Origin of the sequence: Candidatus Epulonipiscium viviparus (assembly GCF_030708075.1) — a bacterium.
GTDB classification, from domain to species: Bacteria; Bacillota; Clostridia; order Lachnospirales; family Cellulosilyticaceae; genus Epulonipiscioides; species Epulonipiscioides viviparus.
Genome location: NZ_CP117982.1, coordinates 2995880 through 3011666 on the forward strand (window position 1 = coordinate 2995880; position 15787 = coordinate 3011666).

Annotated in this window: 12 protein-coding genes; all 12 read left to right on the top strand. The window is 31.5% G+C overall.

Annotated features, from left to right (window positions below; translation table 11 throughout):
• The first annotated feature begins 58 nt into the window (after positions 1 to 58).
• The 12 genes from PCY70_RS12755 (at position 59) to sigE (ending at position 15755) form a co-directional block, all read left to right on the top strand.
• Positions 59 to 2266, top strand: a complete 2208-nt coding sequence (locus tag PCY70_RS12755) for an EAL domain-containing protein (RefSeq protein ID WP_305767673.1) — start codon at positions 59 to 61, stop codon at positions 2264 to 2266.
• Positions 2267 to 2307: 41 nt separating this feature from the next.
• Positions 2308 to 2904, top strand: coding sequence for an RNA polymerase sigma factor (locus tag PCY70_RS12760; protein ID WP_305767675.1), 597 nt, complete (start codon positions 2308 to 2310; stop codon positions 2902 to 2904).
• Positions 2904 to 3548 (top strand): anti-sigma factor family protein, encoded by a 645-nt coding sequence (locus PCY70_RS12765; RefSeq protein WP_010168968.1) that lies wholly within the window; start codon positions 2904 to 2906, stop codon positions 3546 to 3548. The genes PCY70_RS12760 and PCY70_RS12765 overlap by 1 nt, the downstream gene beginning before the upstream one ends.
• A gap of 85 nt (positions 3549 to 3633) precedes the next feature.
• Positions 3634 to 5016 (top strand): glycine--tRNA ligase, encoded by a 1383-nt coding sequence (locus tag PCY70_RS12770; protein ID WP_305767676.1) that lies wholly within the window; start codon positions 3634 to 3636, stop codon positions 5014 to 5016.
• Positions 5017 to 5089: 73 nt separating this feature from the next.
• Complete coding sequence (gene ppdK, locus PCY70_RS12775; RefSeq protein ID WP_305767679.1) at positions 5090 to 7714, top strand: pyruvate, phosphate dikinase; 2625 nt, start codon at positions 5090 to 5092, stop codon at positions 7712 to 7714.
• A 410-nt stretch (positions 7715 to 8124) separates the two neighbouring features.
• Positions 8125 to 9864: a DNA primase gene (gene dnaG, locus PCY70_RS12780; RefSeq protein WP_305767681.1), complete on the top strand. Its 1740-nt coding sequence runs from the start codon at positions 8125 to 8127 to the stop codon at positions 9862 to 9864.
• 31 nt (positions 9865 to 9895) lie between these two features.
• Positions 9896 to 10990, top strand: a complete 1095-nt coding sequence (gene rpoD / locus PCY70_RS12785) for an RNA polymerase sigma factor RpoD (protein ID WP_010168961.1) — start codon at positions 9896 to 9898, stop codon at positions 10988 to 10990.
• 47 nt (positions 10991 to 11037) lie between these two features.
• Positions 11038 to 11691, top strand: a complete 654-nt coding sequence (locus PCY70_RS12790) for a tRNA (adenine(22)-N(1))-methyltransferase (RefSeq protein WP_010168959.1) — start codon at positions 11038 to 11040, stop codon at positions 11689 to 11691.
• A complete protein-coding gene (locus PCY70_RS12795) occupies positions 11679 to 12431 on the top strand; it encodes a Nif3-like dinuclear metal center hexameric protein (protein WP_305767683.1) in 753 nt (250 codons plus the stop codon). Before PCY70_RS12790 ends, PCY70_RS12795 begins: the two co-directional genes overlap by 13 nt.
• A gap of 35 nt (positions 12432 to 12466) precedes the next feature.
• Complete coding sequence (locus tag PCY70_RS12800; protein WP_305767685.1) at positions 12467 to 14053, top strand: nucleoside kinase; 1587 nt, start codon at positions 12467 to 12469, stop codon at positions 14051 to 14053.
• Between the two features lie 115 nt (positions 14054 to 14168).
• Entirely contained in the window at positions 14169 to 15002 is an 834-nt protein-coding gene (locus PCY70_RS12805; RefSeq protein WP_010168953.1) for a sigma-E processing peptidase SpoIIGA, read from the top strand.
• A gap of 12 nt (positions 15003 to 15014) precedes the next feature.
• Entirely contained in the window at positions 15015 to 15755 is a 741-nt protein-coding gene (gene sigE / locus PCY70_RS12810; RefSeq protein ID WP_416387533.1) for an RNA polymerase sporulation sigma factor SigE, read from the top strand.
• Positions 15756 to 15787: the final 32 nt, after the last annotated feature.

A 15787-nucleotide genomic window follows, 5' to 3' on the forward strand; every position in this document is an offset into this window, starting at 1 on the left:
AACATTTTGGAGTTTGTGATATACTTTTAAAAAATAATTAAGAAATGTGGGGGGATTTATGGATAATAAAAGGCACAATTTAATTTTATTGATGGGTGGAATCTTTACAACTATTTTTATTGTTTTGGGTACAATGAGTTATAATGTGCGGATAAATGATGAATTGCAAGCATTGACGATGACAGCGTTGAAAGAAATTTCGTTAAAACAGCAGTTTATTTTAAATGAAGATATAAATTCAAATTCTGAACTACTAAATTTATTAGCAACTACAGTGGGTGCTTCTTCAAATATGGATATTGAGACAACGTTAGAATATATAGATATTGTAGAAGAAATATCTTCCTTTAAGCACATAAATATTGTTGGAGTTGATGGTATTGGTATCACAGCTAATAATGAAAAAATAGACATTTCAAATGAGCCGTATTTTACAGAAATGATAAACGGAAACTACATTTCAAATATAATCACATCAAGTTTTTCGAATGAAGATGTTATCATGTTATCAATACCAATAGAAAAAAATGGGGAAATTCAAGGTTATGTAGCAGGAGAATATAATATTTCTAATCTTGAAAGTTTATTAACGTCTGCTTTTGATGGTCAAAGTTTTATATTTGTACTGGATGCGACAGGAGCAATTATTGCGCAGCATACAAATGAACTTACTCAGCCTAAAGTTAATATGTTTGAAATTTTTAAAGATCAGGATTTAACAGATAAAGTGCTTGATGCGATTCAAAAAGGTGAATCTACGAATGTAGTTTATACTTTTAATGAAGATACTCGAATAGGTGAAATTTGTCCAATTGATTTTAATGGTTGGTCGCTAATATACATCTTGCCAGAGCAGGTTATTGATGATTATACTCAAAATATAATGGAACAAGTAAATTTATTCACTTTCGGTATGGTTATTGTATTAGTTCTTCTTGTATTTATAACTTCTTTTGCGCAAAGGAATACATTTAATACTATTCGTATGTTGGCTTATTATGATGAATTGACAGGTCTGCCTAATTTAGTTAAATTTAAAATGGAGGCTAATCAACTTCTTGTGGATAATCCAGACAAAGATTTTAGTATAGTAAAGTTAGATATCAACAATTTTAAAGCCATTAATGAATTATATGGACATGATACTGGAAATAAAGTATTACGTGCATTAGCAGATGTTGTACATACTGATGAGATCCCGAACTATACTTACGCCAAGATTGCAGTAGATGAATTTCTGCTCTTGGGACCAAGTGAATTTTTTTCAGATCTAAGTAATGAGCTGAGTTTAGATGAGAATAAATTTAAAGAGGCGGTTTCGTTTATACCTTTCCATCATATAAAACTTATTTATGGAAGATATAAAATAGAAGAAGATGAAAATGATATTGATAAGATTATTGCGAAGGTTGATATTGCCCACAAAACAGCCAAATCGAAAAAGAACATATATTTTTGTGATTATGATGAGAATTTCAAAAAAACTATGTTAAAAGCAGCGGAAATAACCAATAAGATGGAAGTGGCTCTTGAGCACAAAGAATTTAAAGTTGTTCTGCAGCCTAAGTATGACACTATAACCGAACAACCTGTTGGAGCGGAGGCTTTAGTGCGTTGGATAGAAGATAATGGAAAGATGATTTTTCCAGACGAATTTATTCCGTTATTTGAAAGCAATGGATTTATTACAAAATTAGATAAGTATATGCTAGAAGAAGTTTGTATCTTAATTAGACAGTGGATCGATAATGGTATAACCCCTATTCCTATTTCAGTAAACTTCTCTAGAGTGCACATCAATAATCCTAATTTTACTAGCGAAATTAAGGCAATTATAGATAAGTATAATGTAAACACAAAATATATCGAGATTGAGTTAACAGAAAGTACAATACTAGATAATGAATCTGAATTAAAAACAATTTTCGAAAATTTTAAAACAAGCCACCTTGTAATAGCGATGGACGATTTTGGCTATGGATATTCTTCATTAGGGTTTTTAAAAGATTTTGATGTGGACATAATTAAATTAGACAGAAGCTTTTTTAGTTTTGATGCCGACAATGAAAGAAGCCGTATAGTTATTAGAAATATTGTGAAGATGGTTAAAGAATTGGGCGTAGTTGTGGTAGCAGAAGGAGTTGAAACTAAAGAACAACTAGATTTCTTGAAGTCAACAAGATGTGATATGGTTCAGGGTTATTATTTCTCAAAACCTATTCCAATAAAAGATTTTAATAAAAATATTTTAGGGGCCGATTTCTAAATGAAATTGGCTTTTTGAGAATTTAACGAGTGGAGGAATTTATGGACGAAAGTAGTTTAATTAAACGAGCTCAAAGTGGTGATGTTGGGGCTTTTGAGGTACTTATAAAAAGTTATGAAAGTACAATTTATCGGATATGTTTTAAAGTTTTAAAAAACGAAGCTGATTCGTTTGATGCTGCACAAGAAGTATGTATTAAAATTTGGAAACAACTGGGTAAATTTGAAGAAAAATCTAAATTTAGCACTTGGGTATATAGAATTGCAACTAATCAATGTTTGGATATACTAAGAAAGGGTAAGAATAAGAAAGTTGTTTCTATTAATCAAAACGAAGAATGGGCTTTGGAACTTGAAGATACAAAGATTAACATTGAAAAGCAAGTGGAAGATGCAGAGAGACTGAGAATATTAAAAAGTGCGCTAGATGAATTGAAAAAAGAATACAGTGAGATTATAATCTTAAAAGATGTAAAAAACTTAAGTTATGAAGAAATAGCAACCGAGAAAAATATTTCGTTAGGTACCGTTAAATCAAGATTATTTAGGGCTAGGAATGCATTAAAAAATATTTTGAAACAGGACAAGGAACCTTTTAGAAGCTTTTGGCGTCATAATAATAGAAAGGAGGGGTTATAATGAAATGTGATTTGGAACAATTGTCTTTGTATATAGATGAAGAACTTGAACCATCTCAAAGGTTGGAAATAGAAGAACATTTAAAAACTTGTGATGATTGTCAAAGTAATTTGCAGTTGTTGCTCGAGATAAAAGAACAATTATCGATGCTGGATGAAGTGCCTTTACCAGATAATTTTCATAGTGAACTTATGAATAAAATAGCCCCTAAAAAACATAATTATACAAAATATTATTTATCAGCAGCTAGTGTTTTAGCAATTTGTGTAGTAGGAATTAGTACATTCTTTAATCAACCTGCAGAGCAAAGCCCTGTTCCTATGATGTATAGCACCCCTCCAGTTGCAGCGAGAAATATTCCAAGTGAGGAAGAGCATCTGGGTAATCCTGTTAGCTATATTGTGGAATTAAATGCTCCGAATAAAGATGTAGTTGATAAATTACGACGAATTTTAGATGAACAAGAACTAAATTATTTTGACATGAGTATTGATGGAGTTCTTCATTATATTATAAATAGTGAATCTGATTATGCTATTTTAGCGGACTATCTTAGAGAAAATGCAAGTGATTTTAATCAAACTCCTGTGTTAGATTCTCTAATTGATCCTGTGATGATAGAATTAATTATTCATTATCCTTGACAGAATAATTTAGGTTTGCTAAATTTATAACAGACGAGAAGATTTTTTGTCTATGGCAAAGAGTCTTTTTTTTTGGAGGTATAAGATGGAAAAAACAATGCAAGAAATTGTTGCAATAGCAAAATCAAGAGGATTTGTATATTCTGGATCTGAAATATATGGAGGACTCGCTAATACTTGGGACTACGGTCCATTAGGTGTTGAATTAAAAAATAATATAAAAAGAGCTTGGTGGAAAAATTTTATTCAAAAAAATCCATTAAATGTTGGAGTAGATTGTGCAATATTAATGAATCCTGCTGTTTGGAAAGCTAGTGGGCATTTAGGAGGATTTTCTGATCCTCTTATGGATTGTAAGTCTTGCAAAGAAAGATTTAGAGCGGACAAAATTATAGAAGATTACATGAAAGAAAATGGTGTAGAAGAAATAGTTGATGGCTGGTCAAATGAGAAAATGCAAGATTATATTAAAGAAAATAATATAGAATGCCCTTCTTGTCATGCGCATAACTTTACCGATATTAGGCAATTTAATTTGATGTTTAAAACTTTTCAAGGAGTTACTGAAGACTCTAAAAATACGGTATATCTTCGCCCAGAAACTGCTCAAGGAATTTTTGTCAATTTTAAAAATGTGCAGAGAACTTCTCGTAAAAAGATTCCGTTTGGTATTGGTCAAATTGGCAAATCGTTTAGAAATGAAATTACTCCGGGAAATTTTATTTTTAGAACTCGAGAGTTTGAACAAATGGAACTTGAATTTTTCTGTAAACCGGGTACTGAATTAGAATGGTTTGTAACCTGGAAAAATATATGTAAAAGTTGGTTATTAAATCTTGGAATAGACGAAAAAAGCATTCGTATGCGAGATCATGCTAAAGAAGAACTTTCTCATTACAGCAATGCGACTAGCGATATCGAATTTAAATTTCCGTTTGGATGGGGTGAGCTTTGGGGTATTGCCAGTCGTACTGATTATGATTTAAAGCAGCATATGGAGCATTCTGGTGAAGACATGAATTATTTTGATCCGACTACAAACGAAAAGTATATTCCGTATTGTATAGAACCGTCTCTTGGTGCAGATAGAGTTACTTTGGCATTTTTATGCGAAGCATATTGCGAAGAATCATTAGAAGATGGAGATAGCAGAAATATTTTTAAATTTCATCCTGCGCTGGCTCCTGTAAAGGCGGCTATTCTTCCTTTGTCAAAAAAACTTTCTGAACAAGCACTAAATATTTATAATATGCTATCAGATCATTTTAATGTTGAATATGATGAAGCTGGATCTATTGGCAAAAGATATCGTAGGCAAGATGAAATTGGAACTCCATTTTGCATCACATATGATTTTGATTCTAAAGATGATAATTCGGTTACAATTCGTGATAGAGATTCTATGAAGCAAGAACGTATAAATATAAATGGAATATTGAAATATATTACAAAAAAAATAGATAATTAAGAGCCTATACAAATGATATTTTTTGGTATAAAATATGAAACGACAAAATAATTTTTATTGGAGGTAATATAAAATGGCACATAAATGGGTCTATATGTTTAAAGAAGGGGATATGAATAAAAATCTTCTAGGAGGAAAGGGTGCAAATCTATGTGATATGACTAAACTAGGCTTGCCAATTCCACAAGGCTTTATTGTGACAACCGAAGCGTGTACTGAATATTATAACAATGATAAAAATTTATCAAAGGACATAATTGATCAAATTAAGTCATCTCTAACTCAGTTAGAAGAAATTTCGGGCAAAAAATTTGGAGATACACAAAATCCTCTACTTGTGTCAGTTCGTTCGGGAGCTAGAATTTCTATGCCTGGTATGATGGACACAGTTTTAAATTTAGGTTTAACAGATGTTTCTGTTGAAGGATTGGCAAAGAAAACTGGTAACCCTAGATTTGCGTATGACTCATATAGAAGATTCATACAGATGTTTTCGGACGTAGTAATGGAGCTTCCTAAATCTAGATTCGAAGTTATAATAGATGAACTTAAAGAAAAGAAAGGCGTACAATTAGACACAGAACTTGATGCCGATGACTTAAAAGAAATGGTAGTTAAGTTTAAAGAATTTTATAAAAAAGAGCTTGGTAAAGATTTCCCTCAAGATCCAGAGACACAGTTACTAGAAGCCGTACAAGCAGTGTTTAGATCGTGGATGAACTCTCGTGCGATAGCTTATAGACGTATGAATGATATACCTTCTGATTGGGGTACTGCTGTAAACGTTCAGATGATGGTATTTGGTAATATGGGAGAAACATCTGGTACTGGTGTTGCCTTTACAAGAAATCCTTCGACTGGAGAAAAGTTGATTTATGGAGAATATCTAATTAACGCACAAGGAGAAGACGTTGTTGCGGGTGTTAGAACTCCTCAACCTATTAGCCATCTAGAGCAAGATATGCCAGAAGTATATAAAGAGTTTATGGCGATTGCGAACAAACTTGAGGATCATTATAGAGATATGCAAGATATGGAGTTTACTGTTGAGGATACAAAACTTTACTTCTTACAAACTAGAAATGGTAAAAGAACGGCTGCGTCTGCTCTTAAGATTGCAGTTGAGCTAGTTAAAGAAGGTATGATTACTGAAAAAGAAGCTGTTCTTCGTGTTGAACCTAAACAATTAGATCAATTACTTCATCCTACTTTTGATGTTACTGCTCTTAAGCAAGCTAAGACAATTGGAAAAGGTTTACCTGCCTCTCCAGGAGCTGCCACAGGAAAAGTTTACTTCACTGCAGAAGATGCTAAAGCTGCAGCTGCCAAAGGTGAAGCTGTTATATTGACAAGACTAGAAACTTCTCCGGAAGATATTGAAGGAATGCATGCATCTAAAGGTATATTGACTGTACGCGGAGGAATGACAAGCCATGCGGCTGTTGTTGCACGTGGTATGGGTACTTGCTGTGTATCTGGTTGTGGAGAAATTAAAATTAATGAACACGATAAGTCTTTCACTTTAGACGGAAAAACTTATAAAGAAGGCGACTATATTTCTCTTGATGGTTCAACTGGAAATATCTATGGAGAACAATTAAAAACTGTTGAAGCAGAAATTAGTGGTGATTTTGAAAAGTTTATGAAGTGGGCTGATGAATATAGAACTATGAAAGTTAGAACTAATGCAGACACTCCAGCTGACGCAGCAAAAGCGGTTGAGTTTGGTGCAGAAGGAATTGGACTTTGCCGTACAGAGCATATGTTCTTTGAAGAAGACAGAATTAAAAAAGTTCGAAAAATGATTGTAGCTAAAGAAGTTGAAGAAAGAAAAGCAGCTCTTAAAGAATTATTGCCTCTTCAAAAAGGTGACTTTATTGGAATATATGAAGCGATGGGTGAAAGACCTGTAACTGTTAGACTACTAGACCCGCCACTACATGAATTCTTGCCTACAGATAAAGCTGATATCGAGGAAATTGCAAAAGAGATTGGCGAAACTTATGAAAGTCTGCAAGCTACTATTGATAGTTTACACGAGTTTAACCCTATGATGGGTCACCGTGGATGCCGACTATCTGTATCTTATCCAGAGATTGCAGATATGCAAGCTAGGGCTATTATAGAGGCTGCAATTGAAGTGAAGAAGTCTAAGGGATATAATATTGTTCCAGAAATTATGATTCCTCTTGTTGGAGATAAAAAAGAACTTGAATATGTTAAGGATATTATTGTAGCGGCAGCAGACGATGTAATTGCTAAATCTGGTGTTGAACTTAAATATCTAGTTGGTACAATGATTGAGATTCCAAGAGCTGCTTTATTGGCAGATCAAATTGCTGAAGAGGCTGCTTTCTTCTCTTTCGGAACTAATGACTTAACACAAATGACTTTTGGATTTTCTCGTGATGATGCTGGTAAATTCCTAGAAGATTACTACGCAAGAGGAGTTTATGAATCTGATCCATTTGCAAGACTTGATCAAACTGGAGTGGGTCAGTTAATAGAAATAGCAGTTGAAAAAGGACGCAAAACTAGACCAGATATTAAGCTTGGTATTTGTGGAGAACATGGTGGAGATCCATCTACAATCGAATTCTGTCAAAAAGTGGGCTTAAATTATGTATCTTGCTCACCATTTAGAGTTCCAATTGCTAGACTAGCAGCGGCTCAAGCAGCGATAACACAATCTAAGTAAATTATTTAAAAAGGACATGCAAGTTGGTGTCCTTTTTTGATCTTAAAGTGTTTAGTTAATAACTGTTCTTTTTTTTGTGAAAAATGAATATTAAAGGCAGATTATAAATATATATAAAAAGAACATCATTTTTAGTATACATAATAATTTGAACTCTAGTCACGATTCTACACTTTATATCATTAACATATATTGTTAAATGAATAAGTTAGATTGTATAAAATGTATATCATATCCAAAATATGGATATATTATATTATAACTAAAAGATTTAGTAAGGTTATAATCCGCTGAATATATAAAAAAATTAAACTGTTATTATATTTTTCTTTTTAGTTGTCAATACTATATAAGAGAAAAAAGAGGAAATGTGACAATGATGATTATATTGTTGAGATAGGAAGGAACATATGTATTTTGCGGAAGATTTTATTGAAAAAATTAGAACTTATATTGATATTGTCTCACTAATTTCTGAGTACACTAATTTAGTGAAAAAAGGAGCCTCTTCTTATATAGGCAAATGTCCTTTTCATAACGAAAAAACTCCGTCATTTGTAGTAAGTGAAGATAAGCAAATGTATTATTGTTTTGGTTGCGGAGTGGGTGGTAATGTAATAACCTTTATGATGGAGAAAGAAAATTTGTCGTTTGGAGAGGCTATAGAAAGTCTTGCAATAAGAGCTAATATTCCTCTTGAATATGATAATAGTAGAATAAACAATAATCGTGAGGCTTTTTTTAAAAAAGATGTTATTTTTGACCTTTATAAAAAAGCGGCACGTTTTTATTATTATAATTTAACTAGAAATACCCCAGAGTATGTGAGGCAATATCTTGTAGATAGAGGGATTAATAAAGACTCTATAAAGATATTTGGTCTTGGTTTTTCACCGAATTCTTTCAATGCATTATACAAGTATCTAAGATCAGAGGGTGTCACAAATGAACTTTTAGTAGAGAGTGGACTTTGTGTTTTAAATCATAATAGTGGATTAATTTATGATAGATTTGTAAATAGACTAATGTTTCCTATATTTAGCCCCACAAAAAAAGTAATCGCATTTGGAGGAAGAGTGTTTGGAAATGAAAATCCTAAATATCTTAATTCTTCCGAAAACTTAATTTTCCATAAAAGTAATAATCTGTATGGTTTAAATTTGGCTAAAATGAAAAATCATGAATATTATATATTAGTAGAGGGATATATGGACGTTATTGCTATGCATAGAGAAGGATTTACTAATACCGTGGCATCACTGGGAACAGCATTTACCGAAAGCCAAGCAAAGCTTCTAAAAAGATATACTGATAATATAGTAATCATTTATGATAGTGATAATGCAGGACAAAAAGCAACTTTAAAAGCTAGTAAAATTTTGAGAGATGAAGGGTTTAGTGTAAAAATTTTAGAATTGAATGGAGCTAAAGACCCTGATGAATTTTTAAAAAAGTATGGAAATGAAAAATTACAAAATGCCATAACTGTTGCTAACAGTGATATATGGTATAAAATTACAAAAATCCAAATGTTGTATGATTTAAATAACTTGCCTGAAAAAATTAAGTTTTTAGAGCAAATTTCATCTATTATTGCCAATTTACAAAATTCTATTGAACAGCAGCTATATATTGATGAAATATCAACAAGATTTAATGTAAATAAATCAGCAATAGAAACAGAAATAAAAAAGAGAATTGTTAATACTAAAGAAAATAAAATTGTCTATGAAAACCATTCTAAGAAAAGCGATATTGAAGTCGATTTATTATCAGTGCTATATCATACTCCTACTATATATGATAGCATTTCGGAATATGTATTTCCAGAATTATTTACAGAAGGGGTAAAACGAAATATAGCTATAAGTTTAATTAATGACAGATCAATTGATACAGCTTTGTTAAATAAAAAATACCCTAATGTAGAAGACCAAAAAATTATCTCCTCTATTATAATTGGTAAAGATGGTATATATAAAGAAAAATTTGTTTTATATAAGATAGTTACTGATGCAATTAAGATACTTAACAATGCGTATTATATAGAACAACTGAAAAATCTTAGTGCCAATCCAGAAAAAATACAACATTTAATGAAACTAAGAAATAGCATAGTGAAATTGAATATTGTTCCAAAAAATGGTTAAAATAGTAGACGATGAAAGGAATGTGAGAATATTGAAAGATGAACTGCAACAGCAACAAAAAATGACATTTAAGATTAGACTAGACCAACTTTTAGTGTTAGCTAAGGATAAAAATGGAGTGTTAGAGCAAAAAGATATAACCGATGCCTTTTTAGACTTAGAGTTAGAGCCAACAAAAATTGAACAGGTATATGAATTTTTAGAAGCTCAAAGTATTGATATTATAGGTGAGATTTCTAATATTGAGAACGAAAACCTAAACGAAGATATTATTGATTTTACTTTACCTGAAGGTGTAAGTATCGATGATCCAGTTAGGATGTATCTAAAAGAAATTGGCAAAGTTCCACTCCTTTCAGCTGACGATGAAATTAAGCTTGCAAAACGTATGGAATCTGGTGATGAAGAAGCTAGAAAGCGACTTGCAGAAGCTAATCTCAGATTGGTAGTTAGTATAGCAAAAAGATATGTCGGTCGGGGAATGTTATTTTTAGATTTAATTCAAGAAGGGAATTTAGGATTAATTAAAGCTGTTGAAAAGTTTGATTATACAAAAGGCTATAAATTTAGTACCTATGCAACTTGGTGGATTAGACAAGCAATTACAAGAGCTATTGCTGATCAAGCCAGAACAATTCGAATTCCTGTTCATATGGTAGAAACTATAAATAAATTAATGCGAATACAAAGACAATTACTACAAGAATTGGGGCGTGATCCACAACCTGAAGAAATTGCAAGAGAAATGGAATTGAGTGTAAATAAAGTGAGAGAGATTATGAAAATTTCCCAGGAACCGGTGGCTTTGGAAACTCCTATTGGAGAAGAAGAAGACACTAATTTGGGAGATTTTCTTGCAGATGAAGATGCACCAGCTCCTGCAGAAGCGGCAGCGTTTACTCTCTTAAAAGAGCAATTGATAGAAGTTTTGGATACTTTGACTGACAGAGAACAAAAAGTATTAAAATTGAGATTTGGTCTAGATGATGGGCGTGCTAGGACGTTAGAAGAAGTTGGGCGTGAATTTAACGTTACTCGTGAACGTATTAGACAAATTGAGGCTAAAGCTCTTAGAAAGCTTCGTCATCCTAGTAGAAGTAAAAAATTACGAGATTATTTGGAATAAGAGAAGTTGTTTTGCAACTTCTTTTTTTTATAAAGAAAGTGAGATATATGACAAAAAGATTATTAGAAATAGCAAATGCAGTGAATAAAGGTGCACGAGTAGCAGATATAGGGACTGATCATGGATTGGTTCCTAAATATTTAATAGAAAATGATATTGCAAGCTTTGTGCTAGCTTGTGATATAAATTTAGGTCCATTACAACGAGCTAGACAGTATATTGGTGATACTAAGAACATTGAAATTAGGCAGAGTAATGGACTTTCAAATATAAAAATGGAGGATAATATTGATACTGTTATAATAGCTGGAATGGGTGGGCATCTTATAAAAGAAATATTATCTAGAGATTTTAATACTATAAAATTTATAAATAGGCTTATACTATCACCACAAAATGCACAAAATAACATAAGAAAATTTTTACATTCCATTGATTTTAAAATTGTTGATGAAATTTTTATAAAAGATATGTCTAAATTCTATGTTATAATAATAGCAGAAAGAGGAGTTCAATCATATACTAATGAATATGAATATGAATATGGTTTTTTGAATATCAAAACATTAAATATGGATTTTAGAGAATTTATAAGTCAGAAACAAAGTGCAATAATAAATATATTAAAACAGTTAGAACCCAATACTACTAGATATAATGAACTGCAAAATGAGCTGGAGGTTTTAAAATGTATACAATAGAAAAGATTATGCAGGTATTAGAAGAACTTGCGCCGCTGGATTTGGCTGAAGAATGGGATAATGTTGGTGTATTAATTGGCACAAATTCAAAACCGGTAAAAAAAATAATGTGTGCGCTTGATTTAAATGAGCAAATTGCAGATGAAGCCATTGCTGCAAGTGTGGATTGTATAATTACGCATCACCCATATATATTTACAGGGTTAAAGAAAATAGATTATGCAACATCAATTGGAAAAGTAATTCGTAAGTTGATTATCAACGATATTAGTTTAATTGCTATGCACACAAACTTAGATAAAACAAAAGATGGTATTAATGATATAATCTGTAAAGGATTAAATGTCGAAATAGTAAATGGAGATAATTTTTTAAGATGGGGAAAAATTAATTCAATAACTTTAAAAGATTTTATTACAAAGGTAAAAAAATTTTTTGATGCTCCTGTTATTAGAGTAATTGGATATAGTGATAAAAAAATAGAAGCTGTATCGATATGTTCTGGCAGTGGAGCAGAATTTATCAAGCAAGCTGCTAGTGTCAGCGATGTATATATTACAGGAGATTTAAAGTTTCATGAAGCTCAAGGAGCTATTGCAGAAGAACTAATTGTACTGGATGTAGGTCATTATAATAGCGAAAAAATCATAATCCCGTATCTTGTAGATTACTTAAAAACAAAACTGGATATAGAAGTTATCAGTACCAATATCTGTGCTGAAGTGTTTAAAACAGTGTAAAAAGAGTGTTCGTTGCGTAAAGGGGGAAAAAGAGTATGGAAACTTACTTTGATTTGGCAAAAGAAAAGTATGCTGGGCAAAATGTATGTGCTTTTAAGGGAACAAAAGGACTTATTGAATTAGGAAATAAAATAGATGAATTGAATGTGACGCCGATATATTTAACGGATAAAGATGGAATGAGAATTTTTGAAAGAACTTGTACTTTTTTGATGATTGTAGCTACAAAACTATTGTTTAATGAACAAGTTATAATTAATCATCATATGTCTGGAGGATATTTTGGAGAATTTGTCAATTTAGATTTTAATGTGTCAAAAAATATCGGAGCAATCAAAGAAAAAATGTTGGAATTAGTCGAAGCGGATTTGCCTATTGAAAAAGAAGTTGTACTTGTAGGAAAAGCAATAGATTTTTTTGAAAACACAGGTATGATTGATAAAAGCGAGCTTATTAAATATAGAAGAACTTCTACTATTAATACCTATAAATTGGAAGATGTTCACGATTACTTTTATGGATATATGTTACCAAGTACAGGATGCATTAAATTATTTGATTTATATGCATATGGACATGGGTTTATGCTGTTGTTTCCAGATAAAAAAAATCCAGAAATATTGGCTGAAAAAAAGTATGAACCTCAATTATTTGAAGTATTTAAAGAATCCAAACAATGGGTTAGAATTTTGGGAGTGGATACAGTTGCCAAACTAAATGAAAAAATCGTTTCAGGTGAAATCGAAGAGTTAATTAGAATGCAAGAAGCTTTGCACGAAAAGAAAATTGCCAAAATCGCTGATCATATTCTATCATTTGGTACTAAAAAAGTTATATTAATAGCGGGTCCATCTTCTTCTGGTAAAACTACATTTTCTAAGCGACTTTGTGTTCAACTTAAGGTTAATGGAATGACTCCTGTGTTAATTTCTATGGATAATTATTTTGTAAATCGTGAATTTACACCAATCGACGAAAATGGTGATCTGGATTTTGATGATATTAAAGCTCTAGACACTGAATTATTTAATGAGCATCTAAAAGCATTGGTGGAAGGTAAAGAGGTAGAAATTCCTACATTTAACTTTAAATTAGGTAAACGAGAATACAAGGATGATTTTATTAAATTAAAGAGTGAAGATGTTTTGGTTATTGAAGGAATACACGCTTTAAATGAACAAATTAGCTCCAGCATTGAAAGAGATAAAAAGTATAAGATTTATGTAAGTGCACTAACTCAACTCAATATTGATAACCATAATCGAATTCCTACAACAGATACTCGACTTATGCGCAGAATGATTAGAGATAATACGTATCGCGGGATTAAGCCTGAAGTAACCCTATCTATGTGGCCTTCTGTTAGACGTGGTGAAGAAAGAAACATTTTCCCATTTCAAGAAGAAGCGGATATTATGTTTAATAGTGTTATGATATATGAACTTGCTGTGCTTAAACAAAAAGCAGAAGCACTATTATTCAGTATCAATAGAAATTCGCCTTATTTTGATGAAGCAAAGCGATTATTAAAATTTTTGGAGTATTTCTTAGGAATAGATACAAACGAAATTCCTTGTAATTCATTGTTGCGAGAGTTTATTGGAGGAGGTTGCTTAGAATGAGCGCGCAAAAGAGGATACGATTTTTGTCGTATCTTTTTTTTTTTAATTTACTTAATTTTACAAATTATACGAATATTATGGTATACAATAATTAAAAAGGATAACGAGGGAAATTATGCAAGTAATTTACATTGATGTATTATTTTTTATTAATTTTATTATGGATATTTTTATATTTTTCACAGGAAGCTTGCTTTATATTAGGGTGCCTTTTAAAAAATTATTGCTAGCTAGTACTATTGCGGCACTTTTGTCCTGTTTAGTAATAATCTTTCCAAATTTAGAAAGGCTTTCTTTTAATTTATATTATATTTTCCTCCCTTGTATTCCTATAATTTTGTTATATGGGACAAAAAATTTTTTTAAGGCATATTTAATAAATTTTTTATGTGCTTGTATAATAGGTGGAGTTGCTCTTAGCGTTTACTTTCAGTGTAGTTTTGTAATGGGTAATGAAGCATCTTTAATCTTAACAATATTATGTGGAGCAGTCATTTCTTTTCTAACTTATTACTTTTTAATTGCCATAAGAAAAAAATTTTTGCTTATTGTTGGTGAAGCTTATATGTCGTTTGAATTATATGGTAATACAGTTAATCTAAAAGGGATAGTGGATACTGGAAATACTCTTTATACAGTTTTTTCAAAAGAACCTGTGGCGATTGTGCAACTGGATAAGGTTAGGAAATTTTTAGCAATAGAACTATTAGATTTTATTGAGGAAATTGATGCTGGAAAAGAATCTTTGAGAATGTTGGATAAAGCTTCTCTTATACCATTTAATAGTGTAGGTTGCAAGAGTGGATTAATTGTAGGAGTAAAGGTTAGTAATGTAACAGTAAAACGAGGAAGTAAAATATATGTACATAGGAATGCAATTATTGGACTGTCATCAGAACTTTTTAAAGAAGATATTAATGTGCTTATACATCCAGATTTAGTAAACTAGGAGGCGATTTATGTGGGTATTTTTAACAAAGTGGTGAATCTTGCTCAAAATACGTATTTCAAAATATTGAAAAATCAAACAGGGCAAGTTCATTATATCGGGGGGAGTGAAGTACTGCCTGCTCCGTTAAGTAAAGAGGAGGAGAACGAACTTTTAATGCAAATGATAGAGTACCCTGATGATGATGAAAAAATTAATGAAATTAAAAAAATTTTGATAGAACGAAACTTAAGATTAGTAGTATATATCGCAAAAAAATTTGAAAATACTAACAAAGGGATGGAAGATCTAATTTCTATTGGATCTATTGGTCTTATTAAAGCGATTAATACGTTTAAACCGGATAAAAAAATTAAACTGGCAACCTACGCATCTCGGTGTATTGAAAACGAAATTTTAATGGATATAAGACGTACTAACAAACTAAAAGTAGAAGTATCAATCGATGAACCACTCAATACCGATTGGGATGGCAATGAGTTGCTTCTTTCTGATATATTGGGCACTGACTTTGATTCTGTCTATCGAAACATAGAGGATGAGGTAGATAAAGCATTGCTAAATACAGCTCTTGGTCAACTGAGTACACGTGAGCGAGAAATTGTGGAGCTTAGATATGGTTTTAAAAATGAAGGAAAAGAAAAAACTCAAAAAGAAGTAGCAGATATGCTAGGTATCTCGCAGTCTTATATATCAAGGCTTGAGAAGAAAATCATCGGTCGCTTAAAAAAAGAAATGAAAAAAATGAGCTAAAACATGTATAATTTGCCATGAGGTGGGTATCC